Raw genomic sequence first — 19,680 nt, forward strand, 5'->3', positions numbered from 1 at the left:
GGGAGGAACACGATAGAAATCGGAGGAGTACACTCTCATGGCCAAAATTGTTATCGCGGATGACGATGCGTACATTCGCGAGCTGATCGCTTTATTTTTGCGGAATGAAGGATTCGAGATATTAGAGGCAAGAGACGGCGCGGAAGCTCTAGCCATTGTCGAAAATTCTCAAATAGATTTGGTTATCCTCGACATTATGATGCCCCAATTAGACGGTTGGGAATTGTGCAAGGAGATCAGGCGCATAGATTTGAATATCCCTATATTGATGGTTACGGCCAAGGGGGAATCGGCGCAAAAGGTGAAGGGCTTTCAGCTTGGAACAGACGATTACGTAACGAAGCCGTTCGATCCACTGGAGCTTGTGATGAGAGTAAAAGCGTTGCTGAAACGTTATATGATTGTCTCTTCACAGACCGTACAATTGGGCGGCATTATGCTGAATCGCCGTAACTTTCAAGTTATTCGCGGAGATGAGACGTTTAATCTGCCGTTAAAAGAATTCGAGCTGCTGTTCAAGCTGGCTAACCATCCCGGGCAAATTTTTACCCGGGAACAATTGATCGCGCTTATCTGGGGGATGAATTACGAAGGGGATGACCGGACCGTCGATGTTCACATTAAGCGACTAAGGGAAAAATTTGCTAGCGATTCGCAACATTTTCAAATTGAAACGGCCCGCAGTCTCGGGTACCGGTTGGTGATTACATGATCAAAACCTTATACGTCCGTATCATTTGCACGTTTCTGGCCGTTATCATCTTCAGCCTGCTATCCTCTTTCTTTATTGGGCGCTTTCTATTCCAGAAAGAAATAAACCATACAGGACAGAACGACATGATTGCAGTAGGAGAGGAGATTATACGTCTCTATGAACAATTAAAACCCGATGATCGGGATGCGTTCCTAAAGCGTATGGTGAAGGTATCCGCCCATCCGATTCATATGTATGACGCTTCCGGTAACGTAACGTTCTATGACTTAGACGATACGAACAACGTCGAAATTGCGCCGGAAGCGGTTGAACAGGTGCTGCGGGGACAAGTTTATCGTTCTCCCGGTGAGGTAGAACAAACGTTCATCGGTCTTCCCTTTCCATTCGAGGGGCAGCCGCATGCTATGTTTATGCAGTTTTCCTCACAGAACGAAAATATTATTAATCGGATGATGCTACTTGTATTGCTGCTCGGCCTATTGATTGGAAGCCTATGCATTCTCATTGCGGCTAGGTATTTGGTGAAACCTCTTCAAGCATTGACGCAAGCGACCAAACGACTTGCGAAGGGTGATTTCGATGTGGAAATACAAACGAAACGTGTCGATGAAATGGGAGCCTTGACACAAAGTTTCAATGAGATGGCGAGCGAGCTTAAACAGCTGGAGCAGATGAGGCAGGATTTCGTGTCGAACGTCTCTCACGAAATTCAGACCCCGCTAACGTCTATTTCCGGTTTTGCTGTGGCTATGAAGAACAGCAACTTGGTAGCAGACAGTGATCGGAATTATTACCTAGATATTATTATCGCAGAGAGCGGGCGACTATCCAGACTTAGTGATAATTTGCTGGAGCTCGCTTCCCTAGATTCGGAGCATCATCCGTTCGAGGCGATCACGTACAACCTCGACGAGCAAATTAGACAAATCGTCGTCACTTGTGAGCCCCAATGGTCTGCTAAGGGCATTCATATCGATTTAGAATTGGCTGATGCAGTCAAATTAACGGCAGATCGGGACCAACTTAACCAGGTGTGGATGAATTTACTCGGCAATGGCATCAAGTTTACCCCCGTGGGCGGGCATATCGAAATACGTATGACCCATTCGGTGAATGAAATCTTCTTCTCAATAACCGATTCGGGAATCGGAATCGCGCCGGAGCAGCTCGATTATGTTTTCGAGCGGTTTTACAAAACGGACCCGTCGCGGAACCGCAACATCGGCGGTAATGGCTTAGGGCTTGCCATCGCTAAGAAAATCGTGACTCTTCATCGTGGAAGCATCGAAATGAAAAGTCAGGTAGGCCAAGGTACGACAGTGGTTGTTCATTTGCCTGTTCGATAACGGCAAGTGTTTTTAAGTTTATCATCAAGCTTATATAAATCCCCCTGTACCCTCTTCAAATTCCTGTTGTAAAAAAGTTTCCTCTATCGCCTCGACACCTAAATAGAGTCCCCATTCTTGACCATTAATCTGACGTATATATAGGAATAGGAGAGAGGGGGCACTCCCATGTTTTCCATTGAAAACACATCAAGCTGTAAATTAAACGACATACTATAAGAGAAGATAGCTTGTCTTTATATAATAGACAGGATTCGACAAATCTTTGTTTTTTGTTATAAGATAAACCAGATTGGATGTTAAGGAATAAATAGAACGGATGGATGAAGGTGTTACATCTACTGCCTTTCATGATAGAAAAAATAGGAATCATTGTGATCGTAGCTTTTTTACTTTCTCAAATGAAATCATTTCGTCAAATTGTACAAGGGGAACACAAAACAAGTGGGAAAATTCAACTCACCATCCTGTTCGGAGCCTTTGGAATTATAAGTAACTATACGGGGATCGAAATCCATCACAATGCAATTGCCAACCATAGTTGGTTAGTCACTATTGGTTCGGATAATGCAATTGCTAACACGAGAATCATGGGTGTTTTCATTGGAGGCTTGATAGGAGGACCCGTAGTTGGATTGGGAAGTGGGCTGATTGCTGGTATACACCGTTATTCACTTGGAGGTTTTACTGCTACAGCCTGTGCCATATCAACCATATTGGCAGGCGTTACTGCGGGATATATAGGAAAATGGCGCAGGAAGTCTAGGAAAATCACTCCGTTTTTTACGGTAACAGTAGGGATGACATTAGAAGCTGTCCAAATGATTATTATTTTGATAATGGCAGAACCATTCGCAAATGCTTGGGAGCTTGTTAAGGTAATTGGACTGCCAATGATTATTGGGAACGGCTTTGGGACGTTGTTATTTGTCGTTATTATTCAGTCTGTGCTGGGTGATGAAGAGAGGACCCGCGCATTCCAAACAAATCGCACTTTTCAGATTGCTGATCAAACGCTGCCTTTTTTTAGACAAGGGTTAAATCCAGTTTCGTGTAAAGAAATTTCCGAAATTCTGCTCTTAGGAACGGATGCAGATGCTGTTGCTATTACTGACGACCACAGGGTACTGTCACATGTTGGTGCTGCTTCTGATCATCATACACCTCTTGAGGGACTGGCAACAGGATTAACTAAAAAAGTGCTTGAACAAGGCGTAATTCATGTAGCGAGAGCAAAGAAAGATATTTATTGTTTTCAAGATGACTGCCCCTTGCAGGCCGCTATTGTGATCCCATTGAAAGTCCATAATACAACGGTTGGCGCACTTAAAATGTATTTCACACATCCTGAAAAATTAAATGAAGTTCAGCAAGAATTAGCTGAAGGATTAGCCAATTTATTTTCCACCCAGCTAGAATTAGCTCAAGCTGAGCAACAAACGAAGCTACTGAAAGATGCGGAAATCAGAGCCTTACAAGCCCAAATCCATCCACATTTCTTATTTAATGCGATGAATACGATTTCTGTATTATGCCGTACTGACGCCGAAAGAGCGCGAGAACTACTCATTGATCTGAGTGCTTTTTTTCGCAGTAATTTGCAGGGTGCACGTCAATTACTCATTCCCTTAGAAAAAGAATTAGAACATGTTAAGGCCTATTTATCACTAGAGCAAGCCCGCTTTCCGAATAAGTATCAAATTGTTTGGGAAATGGAGTCAGGTCTAGAGAAAGTCCTTCTACCTCCATTTTCCTTGCAGCCATTAGTGGAGAACGCCATTCACCATGCCTTTTCAAATATAAAGAAGAACGGAAAAATAATCATCAGCATTTATGCCGAAAATGAATTCATGAATATTGTAGTTGAAGATAATGGGATAGGCATCAAGAGTGAGAGGATGCGTGTACTTGGTGGGCAAACTGTAGATTCCAAGAAAGGTACTGGAACGGCAATTTATAATATTACTGAACGCTTGGAAGGCATTTATAATGGGAGAGCTTCATTGATGATCCGAAGTGAAGTTGGAAAAGGAACCCTAATTACAATGGCTATCCCCCTTGATCATAAAGGAGAGAATGAGTAATGCTGAGGGCATTTATCGTAGATGATGAACCACTTGCAAGGGATGAGTTAAAGTATCTTTTGCTTCGGAGTAAACAGGTAGAAATCGTCGGTGAAGCAGATTGTATAGAAGACACACTTGAGCAAATTACATCCGTGAGGCCAGATGTTGTATTTTTGGATATAGAGCTTGCAGAAGATAGCGGGCTTGAGTTAGCCAAACAATTGCTTACCTTTAATCCGACTCCTGCAATTGTATTTGCTACGGCCTATGATGAATATGCCCTTAAGTCATTTGAAGTAAATGTTGTCGATTATATCTTAAAACCATTTAATGAGAAGCGAATCCAGCAAACTTTAGAAAAAGTTCATAGTATGCAAAGAGTTCCGAAGAAGGATAATCAAGCTACGCCATTCGTCATACCTGTTGAACAATTCGGGAGGATAGCTGTCCTAGTTGAAGAACGAATTGTCTTAATCGATTGTCAGATGATCGCATATTTAGGCTCGAGTGAAGGCAAATGTGCAATAAAGACATTGGAACGTGAATACAAGGTGGGCGATTCGCTCATTATGTTAGAAAAAAAACTCAATCACTATCGATTTATCAGAGTTCATCGTGGATTCATCGTAAATATTGATCACATATCTGAAATTCAGCCTTGGTTTAATTCTACCTATAATCTGATAATGAAAGAAGGATCCAAAATACCTGTAAGTCGTACTTATGTGAAAGATTTAAAAAAACTATTAGGTTTCTAGATTAAGAAGCTGTTTAGACCTCACTATTTTGTAAAATGTAAGCGCTTTTGTATTTCGCCGTTCTATATTTGTAATCCACCTTCTCTTTTCTGTGTTTTAGTATGAAAATCATAAAATTCAGTTTTCATTGAGTATGATTATCTTATATTTTAAACAGATGGAGGGATTCTAATATGAACGCAGTTACAATAGTAGTGGGGTCTATATGTATTTTATTAATTGCTTATCGCTTATACGGTACGTTCATGGCAGCTAAAATATTAAAACTTGAGGCGATGGATGCCGCAATGAAAACGCCTGCACATGAGCTAGAGGATGGCAAAGATTATGTACCAACCAATAAATGGGTCACGTTCGGTCACCACTTTGCAGCAATTGCGGCCGCGGGTCCATTAGTAGGTCCAATCTTGGCCGCACAATTCGGTTATTTACCTGGACTTATATGGCTGCTTGTTGGAGCCGTTATCGGCGGAGCGGTACATGATGCTGTTGTCTTATTTGCTTCTATGCGAAAAAATGGACAATCTTTATCTGAAGTAGCTAAAGCGGAACTGGGTCCCGTTGCGGGATTTTGTGCAGGGCTCGCAATGTTATTTATCATTACGATAACAATGGCAGGACTTTCTATGGTCGTACTTCATGCCTTAGAAAACAATCCATGGGGTGTTTTTGCAGTGGGTATCACGATTCCAATTGCAATGGGTGTGGGAATCTACCACCGGATTACAGGTCACTTAAAAGGAGCCACCATAGTCGGTTTTATCTTAATTATGGTCGGAATTCTGCTTGGGCCGAGCATCCAAGGTACAGCGCTTGGAGATTTCTTAACACTTGAATCAAGCACGCTTGCACTTATTTTACCCATATATGCATTCTTTGCTGCGGCATTACCTGTTTGGATATTACTTGCACCTCGTGATTATTTAAGTACCTTCATGAAAATCGGAGTTTTCGGAGCATTAATTGTTGGGGTGTTTTATGTAAATCCTACGATCCAATTTCCAGCTTTTACTGAATTTATTAATGGCGGAGGTCCAGTCGTAGCAGGTCCAGTGTGGCCATTTATCTCCATTACGATTGCTTGTGGTGCCATTTCAGGATTCCACGCATTCGTGGGATCAGGAACAACACCCAAAATGTTAAATCGGTGGAAAGATATTAAACCTGTAGCCTTCGGCGCTATGCTTGTTGAATGTCTTGTAGCCATTATGGCTTTGATTGCTGCTGTTTCCCTTCAGCCAGGAGATTATTTTGCAATTAACTCCTCACCTGAAGTATTCGCAACACTCGGGATGGATACCGTTCATCTGAAAGAATTAGCGGCAGAGATTGGAATGGATCTAGAAGGACGTACGGGTGGAGCGGTCACACTAGCTGTGGGTATGACTTATATTTTCACTAAACTTCCTTGGTTTGAAAGCTTAGCCTCTTTCTTCTACCAATTTGTCATTCTCTTTGAAGCAGTCTTTATTTTAACTGCAATCGACTCTGGTACTCGTGTAGCACGATATTTGATTCAAGATTTCTTCGGAGATCTCTATAAACCATTAAAGAAGACGAATTGGTTACCTGGTAACATTTTTGCAAGTGCGTTAGCGTGTTTTGTTTGGGGCTATCTTCTCTATTCAGGGGATATCGGCTCGATCTGGGCACTGTTCGGAGTTTCCAACCAGTTAATGGCATCCATTGGATTAATTATCGGTGCAACAATTGTCCTGAAAATTGCAGATAAACGTTGGTATATGCTCACATGCTTGATTCCACTTGCTTACTTATATGTAACAGTCAACGTAGCAGGCTACTGGATGGTTAAGAATGTGTATCTGAATACAGCTTCCAAAAGTTATAGTATGTTAAATGGCGTTCTTTCCATCCTTATGTTGGTCTTAGGGTTAATCATTATTATTGCCGCTATCAAAAAGTGGATAGAGCTTTGGAAAATACCGCAAAAAGAATTAGCAAGAAAATATGGAATATAAATAAATAGGAGCTTAATTCATTGAGGTTTCCTACCTTTGAATTAAGCTCTGTCTTTTTCTAAGCTTGCTTTTGAATCTCTGATTTCGTATTTTTTTGATGTTTTTTATCACCCATCAAAGTCATAAAACGAAAAGTAGAGTTGCGAATAGAATCGGTAGTATGAAATTAACATAACCACACATGTGGAGTGCTCTTAGCTCAGGAGGAGAAGCTATACCGGGCAGTTTAGTTTAAATCGATTTATCCATTTTATGTGAACTTAGGTAATGATATAGTGAACACATGGAATGCTGATGCTGGATATTAGGGAGGACAAAATGGACAAATATCAGAAAACTGAGAGTTCGTTGCACGTAATGTTAACCGATTTTGTTGAAAATGGACAGTTTCCGGCATTAGCCGTCGGAATAGTGAAGGACAACCATATTATCTTTACTGGTGAATATGGAACAGCCAATTTATCGACTGGTGATCCTGTTGTTCGTAGCACTTTGTTTCACCAAGCCTCCGTCTCAAAAACATTCGTTGTTACGGCCATTATGCAATTGGTTGAGCGTGGAAAAGTAGATCTGGATTCACCGATCACGAAATATCTTTCTTACTTTAAAATGGAGGACGAGCGGTATCAACATATTACTATAAGGCAGCTTTTGAACCATACTTCTGGTATGCCAGATGAAGAAGATTATGCATGGGACCGGCCTGAATACGACGAGCAAAGTCTTGAAAGATACGTAAAAAGTATCCGTCGTCACAAGCTTCTGAGCGAACCTGGTATTAATTTTGCTTATAGTAATATAGCATACGAGATTTTGGGAGACTTGATAGCAAAGGTTAGCGGAATAAGCTTCGAGCAGTATATGAAAAAGTATATTCTTGAACCGGCAGGAATGCAGTCCAGTTCCTTTTTGAAACAGGAGGTGAAAGCTCATCTTGCCGCACCTCATGTGCTCAGGACTTCCGATGGATATGGCGGCTATATCAGTGATGTTTTTCCTTACAACAGGGCGCATGGACCCAGTTCCACTCTATATACCAATGTTGAAGACATGTGCCAATATATGCTAATGCATCTTAACCAAGGAATTGCAAAGGATGGATATCATTCCTTGCAGTCCGGCAGCTATGATGAAATGTGGAAGCCTCATGCAGCTACTGGATACGGACAAGAAAATGCGCAGATAGGTCTGGGCTGGTTTTTGGGAGAATATAAGGGGTTCAGGATCGTCTCACATTCCGGATGGGATACCGGTTTTCTAAGTGATCTAATTCTACTTCCCGATGAAAAAATCGCTATTTCTGTGATGACCAACTGTGATTACGTCTGGCTGGGTAGCGTAACCTATCCAATACTTGATCTATTGCTTGGTTCGAACATTCACCAAATAAAGCGATCAATGGCACACATAGTTGCAGACTTAGTCGTATCTAATGGAGTGGAGAAGGCGATGGAAGAGTATCATCGCATCAATAGTATGCAACAAGACAAGCATTATCTAGTGGATTTTGAATTTATGCGCATCACCGAAGCATTAACGTGGAATGGCCACAAAGAGGACGCTTTCCGCATTCTGACCTGTGCTGCCGCAATATTTCCTGACAGCGAGTCAATTTCTAGCAGGTTGCAGGAGCTCCAGGCAAAAGCGTAGTCATGACGATCCGAGAGCCAGTTGAATAGGTTAAACCAGTAGTGTCCGGTAGGATCCATGCCAACAATATCCGCCGTTAAAGCGTGAGTAGATTGCAACATTTGGATCCACCGAAGAAGGATTTGAAAGCCTTCTTCATCATTGGAGAAGGATAGGGGGTTACCGACCGCGATTTCTCGAAAGTTAACAGCACGAGCGACATGTGTTTGCTGGGCGATGTCAATCCCGACGACCAGATACTGGGCGGTAATTTTTTCAATGAGTTGATTTTGTCTGCCCTGCGATTTAAACTTCATATTAGAGCGTCCTCCTGGATGATGGGATTTTAAGGGCTATGACCCGTTGCGTACTCCCATCGTACCGAGGCGCTTATTTTTTGCAAAGCTAATAATTAACGCTCTACAGGAATGGTAATAGATCTGCTTATGGTAACGGACCTGCTTATGGCCAACTGGACGAATTTCCATGAACAGTTTATTCACGTTTCCAGTAACTGAAGTTTTTAGATGATTGGAAATACCCTTAATTCTGAGGTGGAATAATAGACGGTTCCTAGGGGAAGTCTTGCAAATGTGGAGTACAGGAGTATCCAGGCGCCTTAGAAGTCATGGCACTAAAATGAACGAAGCGTCAGCCCTTTCTCTTGGAGATATTCTAACTTGAAACGGAAGGACTTTATCCTTATAATATCCGAACATTAGACGAAGCACAAAGGAGAATTGAGACATATATTCAAATTAAAGAAGCTGACGCCGGTTGAGTACCGACACCAGCTTGCAGCTTAGGGTCTTTTTTCAGTGTCCACTAAATGGGGTCTTGACCATCATCAGAATGGCTTCTTTTATTTATCATAATAGCAGGTCTATCGCATCCAGCACAGCTTCGGCATTATTCGAACCGATCTGATATTTCGCCGTCCTCTTTACGAGTTCACTTGAATGTTCCATCGCATAGCTATAATGTACATGCCTTAGCATTTCGACATCATTGCCACTATCACCAAAAGCCGCCGTCTTATCGTCCGCAATCTGCCATCTTTGCTGAAGAAGCTGAATTCCATGAGCCTTGTGAATGCCCGTCACAATAATATCCACATCCCCATGACCGCATGATACGGCCGTAACTTCCTCCCCTAACTCAAGCTTCAAGTTCACAAGTGCTTGGTCCAGATCTTCAAGTGGAAAACGAAGGGCAAATTTAAACAATTGATCCTCAATAGTCGTTAGATTCTCTACTCTCTTTAATCGATGGTAGTATTGTTTCGAATAGTTATAATAGTCATCTGATTCATCATGCCGCATGTAAGCACCTTGTTTGCCGCATAATGCAATGTTCGAGGAAGGATAGTGTTTCAAAAGCTCCAGCGTCTTCGCAATCGTCTCATCAGACATTCGACCTGTGAACACTTCCTCTTTCCCGTCTATAATATAAGCGCCATTCTCCGCAACAAAAGCAATTTCATGCTCAATTTCAGGAAAAAACGACCGCAGCTGGTAATATTGATTCCCGCTAGCCACAACAAACCGAATGCCTTTTCTTTTCATCTGCGCATACTGATCCAGAAAGCGATCTCGATTATAGTCCTTGCGGTCATTCAGAAACGTGCCATCCATGTCTACGGCAATGATTTGTACATCCATGTTCAAGTCCTCCCCTTATGCATTAATTTAAGGTCACGTTTGCTTGATTACGGTAGAATCTGCCGATACCTAGCAGCAGTATGATCAAATAGATCGCCGCAAAGCCAGCGATATACCACAGCGCAGACACCGTGCCTGAATGGTCCATCGAATATCCAATTAGTGCAGGGAAGACCGCGGCTCCGAACCCGGCAAAAGCTGTAACCAGACTGGTCACGAGACGCGTCATGCCGGGAAACGTATGATTCGCATACACCATCGTGATCGAATACACACCAGACATCGTTAACCCCATCATGATGACCAGGATAAAGCCGACGACAGCATCTCTCCATAACGCAAACATGACGATCACCACGAGCGTACCGAACATACTCCAGCGCAAATAACTCGCATAATTTACTTTTCGAATAATCCAACCTGTAGCAGCCCTGCCAATCACCATCGCTGTCCAGAACAAGCCAATGCTCAACGAGGCGTAGTAAGGGGTAACCTCTAAATGATTCAGGAAGATGGAGGACATGAAATGATTCAGACTCCCCTCAATCCCGCTGTACATGAAAATCAAAAAGACGAATGCGAAGAGAATGTACCGCTTCATCTGCTTGGTCTTGAACATCGGCGGCGGTGCAATGCCGGCATCCAAAGATTCCGCGCCTTCTGTTTCCTCCTTGGCAAAAGATATGAAGCACCATATGACCGCCATAATGATTCCAAGACATGCCGTCACGAGGAAGGAATACCGCCAAACCTGATTCGCAATCAATACACTAGCGATGAGCGGCATACAGAGCGCACCGATCCCGAACGAGACCTCTAGATAACTCATCACCACAGCTCGACGGCCCACGAATACTTCCATCATCAATGTCGCAACAACGCACTCTATTGCTGCTACACCGACACTATTCAAGAAATTTAATGCCACAACCCAGCCGAATGGCGGAAGTGACCATACACTGAACTGCGCAATCGCAATGACGATCGCAGAGAGCGCGAGTACGTATTTTTCCTTCATCAACACTTTCATGAGCCATGCCGAAATTGGCACGCCCGCAATAAAGCCTACTGCACTCACGAATACCATCTGCCCGCCAACCGTATAAGATTGCTCATAGTGAGCGAGCAATTGCGGCATCACAGAACCGATCGTTGTAATGACAAGTCCTGCTAGAAAATACAATGAATACGAAGCGATTGCAAAGGTTCTCATGCCTTAACCTCCTTCTAGAAATAGGGATCATCCTGCTGATGTTTTCATTGTAAAGAATGAAATGCGTTTCAAGTCAAGCATTCAAAACCATATTTCTAAAAAAGAAATCGGCATGTTACAATGATTCCGAATATGCAGAAGAAAAGGGGGATCCTTATGGCGAATATCAAAGATGTCGCTAGAATGGCAGGTGTCTCGATTGCAACCGTATCCCGCGTTCTCAATGAGTATCCTTATGTCGCCAAGGACAAGCAAGAAAAGGTTATGGCGGTTATGAAGGAATTGAATTATTCGGTGAATGGCAACGCGGTGAAGCTAAGTAAAGGAAAGACAAATACCATTGGTGTCATTGTACCGTATAACAATAACTCTTGTTATGATGAACTCATTAACGGCATTCTGAAGAAAGCGCATGAGTTGCACTATCAAGTTCTCTTGCTGCCTTCGTATTATGAGAACGTCATAGAGAGTAGCTATCTTACGTTATTGAAAAAGAAAATGATCGATGGAATCTTACTCACTTCGCATACACTTCATCCTGAGCAGATCTTAGCCTTGTCCGAGTGGGGAAAAATCGTATGCTGCGAGGCTTGCCCCGTCGAGCTTGTTCCGTCTGTGTTCCCAGATCGATTTGCAGCGTATATTGAAGTCTTCACTTATTTGAAGAACAAAGGCTATAAGCGTATACATTTCACATCGGGAAGAGATTTTCAATCGAGTCCTAGCACGCGATTACGTATTCAGGCGTATCAAGAAACCATCACCGAAGCGTATGAAAGTCAGTTCTTCGACCAGTGCTTCGACTATCAAGATGGGAAAAGAGTTGGCGACCTCATGTTTCGAAATTCGATCGTCCCGGATGCGATTTTTACGAATGGCGATGAAGTCGCTGCAGGAATTATAGCTTCCGCCCAAACGCACGGCTACAGTTACCCGCAAGATTTCGAGATTATTGGCGAGGAGAATACGCCAATAAGTGAAATATTAGGTTTCCCAAGTGTGGATTATCATCAGACTGCAATTGGCGAGCAAGCTGTCTCGCTATTACTAAGCGATGAATATGCCCGAATTCAGATTCGACATCAACTCAACTTCAGAGCTCGAACAGAAGCGAGTGCGTTGTCCTAAAATGAGCGCGAAGTTCACTCTTACCCACACTACAAAGAAGCCATACCCTTGAGGGAATGGCTTCTTTGTGGTTGTTCGAGCTCCATGAATGTCACATAGGAGGAGGGGGGGGCTCGTGAAGAAGTTTACGTTCGACATTTGGTAGCCCATTGTAGGAGCTCGATAAAACAGCAGAAGGATCCGCCGCGGCGGATCCTTCTCACGTCCCCCTCGTCGATTGCGTGAAAGGGGCAGGTTAGTGTAATAAATAGAGTAGTACTTTGCAAATACATTTTATTATAAATTTTTGTATTGCTTTAGTTTGAATTTTTATTCTTAAAATAGTTTTGGCTATCAGTTCGTACTTTCTCAGGTAAAACACGATCCAGTTCCTTATTTAACCAAGCAAGAGTTTTATTACGTAGAACCTTGCGCATATGCTCTTCTGCTTCAAGCATTGTCAAGTTAATCAAACATAAAGGATTGCTTTGAGTACATGAAGTACATTCTTCATTATCTCTATACATTAAATTCGTTTTTAATATGTTTTTACATTGAAAAATAGTTTTTTTTCCTTCAACCGCTTCAATTACATCCCAAAACGAAATTTCCTCAGGGATCTTAGCTAATTTATATCCTCCCTTTACACCAGGTGTAGAACTAACAATTCCAGCCTTAGACAATTTACCGAAAACTTTCGAAAGATACGTTTCTGAAAGCCCTTGGAATTCTGAAAGATCCTTTATTCCTATGCTCTCCTCTTCTGGTATGTCTATTAAATAGACAAGGCTATGCAAAGCATATTCAACCATAACACTATACTGCATATATAAAATCACCTACCTTCATGTTAATAGGCTACCAAAAACATAGTATAACATCAATTTCATTTTGTAAATTTACATAATTACATCGCTGTATAAATTGACATACAATTAGGAAAGTATTATTATAGACTATATTAATCGACGATTACTATAATCGACGATTAATATGATCGACAATAATTTAAATGAACTTTCAATTTTAGGAGGGAATTTCCATGAGTAAACTACTTATCATCAATGCACATCCAGAATTTGATTCTAAAACCTCAGCAAGTCTAGATGTACTTAATTACTTTTTGAAAGTATACAAAGAGAAGCATCCAAATGACGAAGTTATTGAACAAATTAATCTATACGACGATGAAGTACCCATGTTAGATAAAACTGTTCTTAAAGCATGGGCGAAACAAGCAAAAGGTGAAGAATTAACAAGTCAAGAAAAAGACGTTACAGACCGCATGAATGAGATATTAAAACAATTCAAAAGTGCTAATAAGTATGTAATTGTTTATCCATTGCATAACTTTAATATCCCATCAAAACTAAAGGATTATATGGATAATATTATGATTGCAAAGGAAACGTTTAAATATCTCGATACTGGATCGGTCGGTCTTCTAAAAGATGGAAGAAGTATGGTTGTAATTCAAGCTAGTGGATCAATCTATACCAATGATGACTGGTATACCGAAGTGGAATACTCTCATAAATATTTGAAGTCCATATTTAATTACTTTGGTATCGAAGATTTTGAAACAATTCGAGTTCAAGGAACAGCTATTCTGGATAGAAATGAAGTATTAAAAAAAGGATATAAAGAAGCTGAAGAGCAGGCTTTAAAATTAGCAGCGATATAGGAAATAACAATTTTTTTGTCAGCCTAATGAAACTATCTTCAAATATGAAGGGACTGAACTATGCGCAGATGTCAATATTTTCAACCTAACTATTAAAATATAATGGAGGTAAAAGTATTGATTACAGAGTTACACACAGAACGGTTACGTTTGAGAAAAATGAAGGTGTCGGATTCGTCTAGCTTGTTTAAAATTTGGTCTGATCCAGATGTTACTAAATTTATGAATGTTAGTTGTTTAACTAATGAAAATCAAGCAAAAGAAATGATTACTCTCCTTGATGATCTTTCTCAAGACAGAAAAGCTATTCGTTTCTCTATAATTAAAATAGAATCCAATGAAATCATAGGTTCTTGTGGTTATAATTCCTTGGATTTTGAAAATGCAAAAGCAGAAATCGGATATGACATTGCTAAATCATTTTGGGGAAGAGGATATGCTTCAGAAGCTGTCTATTCTTTGTTAGATTACGCATTCTCATCTTTAAAGATGAATCGAATCGAAGCAAAAGTTGAACCCGAAAACGTGAATTCAATAAAACTTTTACAAAAGCTAGACTTTACGTTTGAAGGAACACTAAGACAATATGAAAGAGTAGACGGAAAGTTTAACGATCTCAATATCTATTCAAAATTAATATCGGATTGATTTGATTATTCCTGCCTATTTTGAATTGTAAGTAGCATACATGAAAACTTACCGTTACAGAGCGTGGAATGAAGGGCAGAGTTTACACTTGGTTAGTTCAATAATTTTTTTCATATTCATTATGCGTACAAAAGACCGTCAATAAATGCACGGTCTTTTGTAGTTAAACTTGTTCATCTTCATTATTGTGTGGAACCATTGTAACTGCTCTAATTTTGACATCAGGGAACCTTTTCGCTCCATTTGCTAATAAAAAGGTACCCATTGAAGCCACCATGCCAACACTTAGGGCTGTTACAATAGCCCCTTTAAAAATTTACATATCATTTTAAATTTAAGACCATATAATCCCATTTCGATTCATTGAACAAAAGATGCCGCACTAAGCTTTTCTTTTGTAAATGAGTCTGGAATGACAGGAGTTCGTATAGATGCTTGGCACGTGGGTTACTACCTACGACGTGTAAGCTCAGCACATCTAGGTGTGGCTCAGTTTGCACAAAATGCTGCGCCCACTGAAATAATAGCTTTCCAATCCCCTTACTTCGATGGTCCGGATGGACAACAATGTCTGCAATATAACATTCTCCAACTTGTGGTTTATGATTTAACAAAGATAACCCGATCAGCATTTTTAAAAGGTTCCATTTTCCCAACCTAATAAAGCTCTTCGACGAAGGAAGTCCTTGCTTTTGCATTATGTCAGCTTCGGGCATCCATTTGATAGATATCGTTCCGATCACTTCTCCATCTTGCAGGGCGACCATTCTATGACTTGCCGGTTCGGTGGGATAATGTTCAAACAGCTTTTCGAAAAAAAGAGCGAGATCGTCATCATTCATGTTCGTTAACTTTTGAAATTTTCCACGAAACCCTTGAACAAGCAGGCGACTGACCTGTAGATTATACTTGGTCTGCATGGGTTCAATTGTTATCGGTGCTGTAGTCATGATGGTTCCCCCTTTGTTGCCGATTCGGATTCGATCAAGAATTGCAACTCGTAATGCAACCCGTTCTTGCTAAATAACGATAAATAGGATCTTTCAACAAGGATAAGGGGGCCAGCTATGGTATATGATTGCGCAGCAGCATAGTCGTACAACTGTTCAATCATTTGTTCGAGCTCATCATCTTCATGAATTAGGCTCTGCATGGAAAGATAATTGCCTCCAGGTAAAGAAAAATCGCCAGGTCCTTGAGTTTCTAAGCATAAGGTAATTGTGCTCGAACGATCATATACATAATGAATGTCCGATTCGAACAAGTTCGGAACGCGCTTCGCTTGTTCAGCCAATAGTTTGGCATTAACCTTAGTGTTTGAATTCATTTCAATCCAACGTTCAAAATAGGTGGTGTCTCGCCGCTTTATTTGATAGTGGTTGGACTGCGAATTAAAGTTCTGCTGTTCATGCAATACTTTTTTGATGAAATGCTGAAGCTCTTTGAGCCGGAGCAACTCCGCATCCACTTCCCGCAAGGAATGATGAAGAAGCTGTTGATATTGATCCGCAGAATAGGAGGTCATACAATCATTTATGGACTGAACAGACATTCCCAGCTTGCGAAGCAATAGAATATGTGCAAGCTGGTATACTTGCCCGATGCCGTACATTCTATACTGATTGTTATCTGTGTAAGCGGGCCCAAGAACACCTTTCTCTTCAAAATAACGAATTTGATGAACAGAAACGTTCATAAGCTTGGCTAATTCACTAATCGTAATTTCACTTTTCATAAAGTTCACTCCTAAGGATAAGGCTTGGAATATCTTAACGATACACCTTAGGTCAGACCTAAGGTCAAGTGTTTGTGTTAAAATTATTTATATAATTTTGCGTGGAATTATTTTTATAAGGAGGCAAAGAAATGAATATCATAGTAGTAGAATATGATCCAAATTGGAAAAACGAATATCTAAAAGAAGAACATGCAATAAAGGAGATTCTCCATGGTGTATTTGTGAATAGTTTTCATGTCGGGAGTACTTCTGTTCCAAATTTAAAAGCAAAACCGATCATTGACATTTTGCTTGTAGTTAACGACATCAATGAATTAGATGCTTACTCTGTACAATTTGAAAATCTTGGATATGAGGTTATGGGCGAATTTGGAATTAAAGGAAGGAGATACTTCCGTAAGGGTGGAGACAATCGCACTCATCAAATTCATGCTTTCCAGTATGATAATATTCAAGAAATCGAAAGGCACCTATCGTTCAGAGATTATCTTCGCCAAAGCCCAGAAATATGTAAGGAATACGGAGAATTAAAAAGAAAGCTTGCAGACCAATATCCAACTGACATTGATGGATATGGTGACGGTAAAGATGATTTTGTCAAAAAAATAGAAAAAGAAGCCCTGAAATGGCATTGGACTACTCGCTGAAATCAAACATCGTTATTGGGCGCTTTAATTGAATAAAAGGAGGACACATATAGTCATAATATGTGTTCTCCTTTATTCATGCCAGGTAGGCGGCTTAGCTTTTAAAGAATGCTATTCGCTTCGAAGTGCAACAACTGGATCTTTCTTTGCAGCCATTCTTGATGGAATAAATCCAGCAATTAAGGTGAGTATCATACTTCCGGCAACAAGCACTGCTGCATGAAGTGGGTTAAGATTTGCAACTCCAGAAATTCCTGCCAGATTAGATATAATGCTATTGATCGGTATTTGAAGCAGATATGAAAGACCTACCCCAATCATTCCTGCAGTAAATCCTATAATCAGCGTTTCCGCATTAAATACCCTTGAAATGTCTTTTTTACGTGCACCCACACTGCGAAGGATGCCGATTTCTTTGGTGCGCTCAATTACCGAAACATACGTTATGATGCCGATCATAATTGTGGAGACCAAGAGAGAAATAGCAGCAAATCCGGTCAAAACATAAGTTACGGTATCAAGTAGTGTTCCTGTTATGGAAGAAATCATTTCCGCCATATCAGAATAAATCAGTTGATCATCGTCTGATTTACCATCATTGTATTTATCAAGGTATTCCTTTATCTTGTCTTTGCTTTCGTAATCTTTTGGATGAATATTGATACCCGTTGGAGTGGAATCAGCTCCAAGCATTATCAATGCATTATCCTTCGCCTTATTGTCTAAAGGGGTGCCAAGCATAACATCTTTATCCGAATCTTTTTGGGCGGTTGCAATTTCGCTCTTTTGCGCATCTTCAACTACAGCTGCGGTGAGAGCCGTGGTATATGCAATACCCGGTGACAAATAGCTGCTTGACACATCCTGTTTGGAACGCAGAATGCCGGTAATCGTGAGTTTTGTTCCAGTATTACTGTCATATAGCTTTTCATAATCTGTAGGCGCAGCCGCAGTGAATAAATCACCATTCCTAGTATAGTAATCATCATTCGGTATTACTTTTAAAATTGTTTTGCCAATAAAATCGGTCAGCTTATAATTTTCGGTATCCTCAGTAATACCAAGTTTTTCAAAAAATGCTTTGTCAATGCGGTTATATTTATCAATAACTAAAACGACTTCGTTTTTTCCTGTAGGAATCCTGCTTCCTTCACCAATTAAATCATATTGAGATAAAATAAAGTCATTATTTTCAGGAAGCTCCTGCAAGTAGGTGCTATTGCTACCCATCATCATTCCCATTCCGCTTGGAGCTGAAGTTGTTTCAAACTTTACGGCTGTGTCTTGTCCTTTTGCCAACAAATTGATGTTTACTCCGTGCATATAGGAAATGTTGTTGACTGCATTAGGTAATTCAGTTTCAAGTTTTCCGATATAATTAAGATAATCTTCGGTAATGATATTTCTATGCTTTGTACTGTTTTTCTCACTGTCATAGGAGTACATAACGTTTTCATTCGGATATTCTGTATATCCTGCAGCATCATTATTTCCTTCAAGACCATCAGGACCACGTTCGGTCAAATCTATAATTTGCTCGCCTGTGCCGATGGTGATGGGAAAGCTGCTCAGTGTATCGGACTGCATACTGCTCATATAGGTAGACAGTCCGTTTGAAAGAGCCAAAACAAGCGCAACACCGATAATGCCAATGCTTCCTGCAAATGCTGTAATAAGCGTTCTGCCTCGTTTTGTCAGTAGATTTTTAAAGGAAAGCACCGTTGCTGTTATCAGTGACATGGAGGTTTTCTTAAACTTCTGTTCTTTGGGTGATTGTACGGATGCTTTTCCTGTTTCAGCTTCCACAATTGGATTACTGTCCGACTGAACTTCACCGTCTAAAAAACGGATAATTCTGTCTGAATATTCCTCTGCCAGTTCACCGTTATGGGTCACCATGATGACAAGACGTGTTTTGGCCACTTCCCTTAAAATATCCATAACTTGAATACTGGTATGACTGTCAAGTGCTCCGGTCGGCTCATCCGCAAGGATAATATCGGGGTCGTTCACGAGCGCCCTTGCTATGGCAACACGCTGCATTTGACCGCCAGACAATTGATTTGGCGTCTTGTTCAAATGGTCTGCAAGCCCGACTTCTATTAGTGCCTGCTTCGCCCGTTGTTTTCTTTCGGAAGTTGATACGCCAGATAAAGTCATAGCGATTTCAACATTCTGCAATACCGTTTGATGTCCGATTAGATTATAGCTTTGAAATACAAAGCCTATAGAACGGTTACGGTAAGCATCCCAGTCACTGTTCTTATATTCTTTTGTGGACAAACCGTTTATTATTAAATCGCCACTATCATACTGGTCTAAACCGCCAATAATATTAAGAAGTGTGGTTTTACCACAGCCCGACGGACCGAGTATGGAAACAAGTTCATTTTCTCGAAATCCAAGTGATATACTTTTTAAGGCGGTAACTACTTCGCCGCTATTATATGTTTTTTTAATTTTCTCCAGTTTGAGTTTCAGCATAAACA

16 protein-coding genes and 1 pseudogene are annotated in these 19,680 nt (G+C 40.8%); 10 read left to right on the forward strand and 7 right to left on the reverse strand.

Annotated elements, in window-relative coordinates:
- Nucleotides 1-37 precede the first annotated feature (37 nt).
- From PGLA_RS13720 to PGLA_RS13745, 6 genes are all read left to right on the forward strand, one after another.
- A complete protein-coding gene (locus tag PGLA_RS13720; protein ID WP_068533617.1) occupies nt 38-712 on the forward strand; it encodes a response regulator transcription factor in 675 nt (224 codons plus the stop codon).
- Complete coding sequence (locus PGLA_RS13725) at nt 709-2,061, forward strand: HAMP domain-containing sensor histidine kinase (protein ID WP_068533619.1); 1,353 nt, start codon at nt 709-711, stop codon at nt 2,059-2,061. Before PGLA_RS13720 ends, PGLA_RS13725 begins: the two co-directional genes overlap by 4 nt.
- Before the next feature lie 350 nt (nt 2,062-2,411).
- On the forward strand, nt 2,412-4,145 hold the full coding sequence (locus PGLA_RS13730; protein ID WP_281197311.1) for a sensor histidine kinase: 1,734 nt from the start codon (nt 2,412-2,414) through the stop codon (nt 4,143-4,145).
- Nucleotides 4,145-4,885 carry a LytR/AlgR family response regulator transcription factor gene (locus PGLA_RS13735; RefSeq protein ID WP_068533623.1) on the forward strand — a complete coding sequence of 247 codons (741 nt, stop codon included), beginning with the start codon at nt 4,145-4,147 and terminating at the stop codon, nt 4,883-4,885. Before PGLA_RS13730 ends, PGLA_RS13735 begins: the two co-directional genes overlap by 1 nt.
- Nucleotides 4,886-5,058: 173 nt before the next feature.
- Nucleotides 5,059-6,864 (forward strand): carbon starvation protein CstA, encoded by a 1,806-nt coding sequence (cstA, locus tag PGLA_RS13740; RefSeq protein WP_068533625.1) that lies wholly within the window; start codon nt 5,059-5,061, stop codon nt 6,862-6,864.
- A gap of 357 nt (nt 6,865-7,221) precedes the next feature.
- Nucleotides 7,222-8,514, forward strand: coding sequence for a serine hydrolase domain-containing protein (locus tag PGLA_RS13745; RefSeq protein ID WP_245699900.1), 1,293 nt, complete (start codon nt 7,222-7,224; stop codon nt 8,512-8,514).
- An 8-nt stretch (nt 8,515-8,522) separates the two neighbouring features.
- Here PGLA_RS13745 and PGLA_RS26815 read toward each other — a convergent pair.
- The 3 genes and pseudogenes from PGLA_RS26815 to PGLA_RS13755 form a co-directional block, all read right to left on the reverse strand.
- A pseudogene (locus PGLA_RS26815) lies at nt 8,523-8,810 on the reverse strand (IS110 family transposase); the annotation flags it as partial.
- Between the two features lie 552 nt (nt 8,811-9,362).
- Complete coding sequence (locus PGLA_RS13750; protein WP_068533629.1) at nt 9,363-10,154, reverse strand: Cof-type HAD-IIB family hydrolase; 792 nt, start codon at nt 10,152-10,154, stop codon at nt 9,363-9,365.
- A 22-nt stretch (nt 10,155-10,176) separates the two neighbouring features.
- A complete protein-coding gene (locus PGLA_RS13755) occupies nt 10,177-11,367 on the reverse strand; it encodes an MFS transporter (protein ID WP_068533631.1) in 1,191 nt (396 codons plus the stop codon).
- A 156-nt stretch (nt 11,368-11,523) separates the two neighbouring features.
- On the opposite strand from PGLA_RS13755, the gene PGLA_RS13760 reads away from it, so the two are divergent.
- The gene (locus PGLA_RS13760; RefSeq protein ID WP_068533633.1) at nt 11,524-12,495 is read left to right on the forward strand and encodes a LacI family DNA-binding transcriptional regulator; all 972 of its coding nucleotides are present in this window, start codon (nt 11,524-11,526) and stop codon (nt 12,493-12,495) included.
- Between the two features lie 296 nt (nt 12,496-12,791).
- Here PGLA_RS13760 and PGLA_RS13765 read toward each other — a convergent pair whose 3' ends face one another.
- Nucleotides 12,792-13,301 carry an RrF2 family transcriptional regulator gene (locus PGLA_RS13765; RefSeq protein ID WP_068533635.1) on the reverse strand — a complete coding sequence of 170 codons (510 nt, stop codon included), beginning with the start codon at nt 13,299-13,301 and terminating at the stop codon, nt 12,792-12,794.
- Nucleotides 13,302-13,516: 215 nt separating this feature from the next.
- Between PGLA_RS13765 and PGLA_RS13770 the strand changes: the two genes are divergently transcribed.
- Both PGLA_RS13770 and PGLA_RS13775 read left to right on the forward strand, forming a co-directional pair.
- Complete coding sequence (locus PGLA_RS13770) at nt 13,517-14,158, forward strand: FMN-dependent NADH-azoreductase (protein ID WP_068533637.1); 642 nt, start codon at nt 13,517-13,519, stop codon at nt 14,156-14,158.
- A 117-nt stretch (nt 14,159-14,275) separates the two neighbouring features.
- Complete coding sequence (locus PGLA_RS13775) at nt 14,276-14,806, forward strand: GNAT family N-acetyltransferase (protein ID WP_068533639.1); 531 nt, start codon at nt 14,276-14,278, stop codon at nt 14,804-14,806.
- A 323-nt stretch (nt 14,807-15,129) separates the two neighbouring features.
- Here PGLA_RS13775 and PGLA_RS13780 read toward each other — a convergent pair whose 3' ends face one another.
- Together PGLA_RS13780 and PGLA_RS13785 are read right to left on the reverse strand one after the other, a co-directional pair.
- Nucleotides 15,130-15,756, reverse strand: coding sequence for a GNAT family N-acetyltransferase (locus tag PGLA_RS13780; protein WP_068533641.1), 627 nt, complete (start codon nt 15,754-15,756; stop codon nt 15,130-15,132).
- Nucleotides 15,753-16,541, reverse strand: a complete 789-nt coding sequence (locus PGLA_RS13785) for a helix-turn-helix domain-containing protein (protein ID WP_068533643.1) — start codon at nt 16,539-16,541, stop codon at nt 15,753-15,755. Before PGLA_RS13785 ends, PGLA_RS13780 begins: the two co-directional genes overlap by 4 nt.
- A 131-nt stretch (nt 16,542-16,672) precedes the next feature.
- Between PGLA_RS13785 and PGLA_RS13790 the strand changes: the two genes are divergently transcribed.
- On the forward strand, nt 16,673-17,191 hold the full coding sequence (locus PGLA_RS13790) for a GrpB family protein (RefSeq protein ID WP_068533645.1): 519 nt from the start codon (nt 16,673-16,675) through the stop codon (nt 17,189-17,191).
- Nucleotides 17,192-17,302: 111 nt separating this feature from the next.
- Here the strand turns inward: PGLA_RS13790 and PGLA_RS13795 are convergent, their stop codons facing one another.
- Nucleotides 17,303-19,675: an ABC transporter ATP-binding protein/permease gene (locus tag PGLA_RS13795; protein WP_068533647.1), complete on the reverse strand. Its 2,373-nt coding sequence runs from the start codon at nt 19,673-19,675 to the stop codon at nt 17,303-17,305.
- Nucleotides 19,676-19,680: the final 5 nt, after the last annotated feature.

Origin of the sequence: Paenibacillus glacialis (assembly GCF_001637205.1) — a bacterium.
GTDB lineage: Bacteria > Bacillota > Bacilli > Paenibacillales > Paenibacillaceae > Paenibacillus_AQ > Paenibacillus_AQ glacialis.

Bases quoted from the DNA above. Each gene is read 5' to 3' on its own strand.
- PGLA_RS13720 (WP_068533617.1), top strand. From the start codon at position 38: ATGGCCAAAATTGTTATCGCGGATGACGATGCGTACATTCGCGAGCTG.
- PGLA_RS13725 (WP_068533619.1), top strand. From the start codon at position 709: ATGATCAAAACCTTATACGTCCGTATCATTTGCACGTTTCTGGCCGTT.
- PGLA_RS13730 (WP_281197311.1), top strand. From the start codon at position 2,412: ATGATAGAAAAAATAGGAATCATTGTGATCGTAGCTTTTTTACTTTCT.
- PGLA_RS13735 (WP_068533623.1), top strand. From the start codon at position 4,145: ATGCTGAGGGCATTTATCGTAGATGATGAACCACTTGCAAGGGATGAG.
- cstA (WP_068533625.1), top strand. From the start codon at position 5,059: ATGAACGCAGTTACAATAGTAGTGGGGTCTATATGTATTTTATTAATT.
- PGLA_RS13745 (WP_245699900.1), top strand. From the start codon at position 7,222: ATGTTAACCGATTTTGTTGAAAATGGACAGTTTCCGGCATTAGCCGTC.
- PGLA_RS13750 (WP_068533629.1), bottom strand. From the start codon at position 10,154: ATGGATGTACAAATCATTGCCGTAGACATGGATGGCACGTTTCTGAAT.
- PGLA_RS13755 (WP_068533631.1), bottom strand. From the start codon at position 11,367: ATGAGAACCTTTGCAATCGCTTCGTATTCATTGTATTTTCTAGCAGGA.
- PGLA_RS13760 (WP_068533633.1), top strand. From the start codon at position 11,524: ATGGCGAATATCAAAGATGTCGCTAGAATGGCAGGTGTCTCGATTGCA.
- PGLA_RS13765 (WP_068533635.1), bottom strand. From the start codon at position 13,301: ATGCAGTATAGTGTTATGGTTGAATATGCTTTGCATAGCCTTGTCTAT.
- PGLA_RS13770 (WP_068533637.1), top strand. From the start codon at position 13,517: ATGAGTAAACTACTTATCATCAATGCACATCCAGAATTTGATTCTAAA.
- PGLA_RS13780 (WP_068533641.1), bottom strand. From the start codon at position 15,756: ATGACTACAGCACCGATAACAATTGAACCCATGCAGACCAAGTATAAT.
- PGLA_RS13785 (WP_068533643.1), bottom strand. From the start codon at position 16,541: ATGAAAAGTGAAATTACGATTAGTGAATTAGCCAAGCTTATGAACGTT.
- PGLA_RS13790 (WP_068533645.1), top strand. From the start codon at position 16,673: ATGAATATCATAGTAGTAGAATATGATCCAAATTGGAAAAACGAATAT.
- PGLA_RS13795 (WP_068533647.1), bottom strand. From the start codon at position 19,675: ATGCTGAAACTCAAACTGGAGAAAATTAAAAAAACATATAATAGCGGC.